A 3057-nucleotide genomic window follows, 5' to 3' on the forward strand; every position below is an offset into this window, starting at 1 on the left:
GACGCGGGCGTGCCCGTCTTGCTGGCCGCCGCGTCCTCGGCCGCGACCGCACTCACCAGCGGCACCGTCGGCACCGCGTTCGCCGCCCGCCCGGTGCGGTTGTCCGCGCGCAAGTTCTGGGTCCGGCACGCGGCCGACAGCCGCGGCGCCCTGCTGCTCGACGAAGGCGCGGTACAAGCGGTGGCGTTCCGGCGTCGATCTCTGCTCGCCGCCGGCATCGTCGGCGTCCGCGGCCGCTTCTACGGCGGCGACGTGGTCGACCTGGTGGCCCCCGACAACCGCGTCGTTGCCCGCGGCGTCGTCGAATACGACAGCACCGAACTGGCCGGCATGCTCGGCCGCTCGACCGACGAACTCCCCGAGACCATGCAGCGCCCCGTCATCCACGCCGACGACCTGGTCAAGGTTTAGTCCGCAAGCACCAACGTGCCGACCGCGCTCCGCGAAAACCGGACGACCTCGATTGCGGTCGGTGTTGCCGGTCACCGCAACTGCGGATGGGCGAAGAGACTCGTCTCGATGGTGCCGCCGGAACGGTGATCCGCTTTGTTCGGGTCGCGGGTTCGCTTGCTTGCCGACGGACTGCCCGAGAACGGGAGATTCACACGTCGGCCTCGGCGTCGGCGACTCGACCGGCCGGCGACCATGAGAGAATCGCATGGACGAGCGAGGAGACAGACGTGACACAGCCGGCGCCCGAGGCTATCCAGATGGGTAATTGGTTCGTGCTGTTGGATCCAGCATGGCAGGCCGAAACGCCGGATGAGCCTCCTCCACCGCATGTCATCGCCGGTGGATGGCGGGTGGCCGACGACGGCACGGTCGGACCGTTCGAGCCGAACTCTGATTTCGAACCCAGCAGCGACACCACGCCCACCGATCCCACCGATGCGATTCTGAGGCGTATCGCCCGCGGCGAGCCTGTTGGCGACGACCTGATCCCGACGCTGCGTCATGCCGTGGTCGAGATTGCTTGCGATGGTGAAGACCTGCCGCTGATCGGCGACGCGCCCGATGGCGTAGCGTGTGTCCTGGTTGCCACGTCGCCCCTGCACCGCAGAGGTGGACCGGTGGACCGGTGGCGGCGCGTGCGGGGCCGTGTCCTGCCGGATGTAGTACCGCACGGACTCGACATCCTGCTCAATCCCGCTGGTCCTGCACCTTTCCGGTTGATCACCGAGAAGCTCGACCGAGCCGACGACAGCGATCGATAACTGGGTTGTCTTCCCGCTGCTGGGGATTGCCTCGTGGTACATCCCTGTGTCAGGGTGCCGATGTGTGGAATGCGGGCGTTTGGCTATTCCGATGCGGCGTGGACATTCAGTGTCGAGATGCGCGTTCTGACGTTGGTGCGCACCTACTGTCGGGCGGGGCGGAATGAGCGGCGCGGCGATCAGCAACGCCGTCGCCCGCGCCCTTGCGGATGTGGCAGAGCGAGCCGCGGGCGCCGCCGACAACATCGCTCATGCCTATCGTCGCCGTTACCGCGGAGTCAATACCACGCTGGACGGTGGGATACGGTCCACACTGAGTGCCGATGCCGAGTTCGGAAATCAGATCGGCCGCCTATCGTTCGAGAGCTCGCCGCTCCAGCTGAGCGGTACCGATGTGTCCGGTCGCCCGCTGTCGTTTCGCGCAGATCAGGTCAGAAGCTTGCGGGTATGGAACGAGCGCGAGGGGACGATGGGGGTATCGTTCGTCACCGATCCGAGCGACCCCATGCACAGTTCCGTCGATGCCTGGTCCCGCATGAGAATTCGAGGTTGCGACCGCGAATTCTGGTCGACAAGGTCGGATCCGACGAACAACGTATGGGAGCCGGTAGCCTCCGACGACGCGCCGTGGCGTGTAGGTCCACGAGCGAGTACCAAGAAGCCGGTCTACGTCATTTCGCACGGCAATAAGCGAGGATACTTCGTCGAGATCCAGGACGACACAACCGGCACTCACAGCAAGGTGCTCGTCGACGGGCCTACGTACGGCGGATTGGTCAGAGCCGACGTGCACTATCGGGAGGCCGCGTCCGAACGATCGGATGGACCGATACTTTCGATGTCCTGCCTGACCGGGCATCCGGATGCAGATGCAGGTTCTTCGTTCGCCGATGACATGCACACACACAACGAGAACAGAGATATCTATTCGCCAAAAGGGTGTGGGGCACTTGTTCCCCCGGCCCGAACTGAACGAAGCGATGGTCGGAGTGGGGAATTGGGCCGACAAGGACGGAATCCTCCAGCCCGGGTCCTTTACCAAATACGCCGCACCGCCGGCTCAGAGAACCGTATGAAAAGACACCCCATCCGCACGACCGCGATCAGTCGCAGGTGATTGCGGTAGGTCCGGTGGCTGGTCTCGATATCGAGCGGCGTACCCCGCAACCGGGCACGCCCCGGCAGGTCGAGTTCGGTCGCGGTATGCCTGGCTGATGGCGGATCAAGGGCGAGACTACGATGGGGTCGATACCTTGTGCGCGTTCTCTGTGCACTGCGAGTGGCCCGACACCTGGTGTGCGCTGCCCGGCGATCCGAGAGCCTATTTGGTTACGCTTGCGGTCGCGACGGTGTAGCCCCCGGCCGGGGCAGCGGTTGGATGCGGCCCGCACCGCCGCCGACGGATGGACGGCGGTGACCGGGCGGCGGAGCCGATCGCGAGTGCGACGCCCGGTTGAACGTCATGCGTCGGTGCGACGTGGACGCGCGTCGTCGGCCGTTAGGACGGGACGACGCCGGGTTGGTTGGTGGTGGGTATGTGTCCTTGGTTGCCCTCCACCGGGCCGGTGACGCCGGGCTGGCCGCCGGGGTCCGGCAGCTCCGCCGGGGGCCTGGCTGGGCCGGGAACCGGGGGCTGCGCGGGTGGCGGGGGTGGTGGTGCCTGGGGTGGGTTTGGTGGTTGTGCGGATTCCGGGGTCTGCGGCGCGGGGGATGTGGATGGGCTTGGTGGTTGTGCTGGTTCCGGGATCTGTTGCGGGGGTGGTGGAGTCGGCAGCGGCGGCTGGGCCGGGGGCGCCGACGAGCTCGGCGGCTGCGTGGGCTCCGGGGTCTGCGGTGCGGGACT

3 protein-coding genes and 1 pseudogene are annotated in these 3057 nt (G+C 66.7%); 3 read left to right on the forward strand and 1 reads right to left on the reverse strand.

Annotated features, from left to right (window positions below; all coding sequences use genetic code 11):
• The 3 genes from NA4_RS37595 to NA4_RS41105 all read left to right on the forward strand — a co-directional run.
• The coding region (locus tag NA4_RS37595; protein WP_307188633.1) for a PUA domain-containing protein at positions 1–411 on the forward strand (411 nt) is incomplete at its 5' end.
• Positions 412–680: 269 nt separating this feature from the next.
• Positions 681–1214, forward strand: a complete 534-nt coding sequence (locus tag NA4_RS37600) for a type VII secretion system-associated protein (RefSeq protein WP_084497840.1) — start codon at positions 681–683, stop codon at positions 1212–1214.
• Between the two features lie 163 nt (positions 1215–1377).
• Positions 1378–2331, forward strand: a complete 954-nt coding sequence (locus NA4_RS41105; RefSeq protein ID WP_157129561.1) for a hypothetical protein — start codon at positions 1378–1380, stop codon at positions 2329–2331.
• A 381-nt stretch (positions 2332–2712) separates the two neighbouring features.
• Here the strand turns inward: NA4_RS41105 and NA4_RS42315 are convergent.
• A pseudogene (locus tag NA4_RS42315) lies at positions 2713–3057 on the reverse strand (hypothetical protein); the annotation flags it as partial.

This window comes from Nocardia amamiensis NBRC 102102 (assembly GCF_001612745.1).
GTDB lineage: Bacteria > Actinomycetota > Actinomycetes > Mycobacteriales > Mycobacteriaceae > Nocardia > Nocardia amamiensis.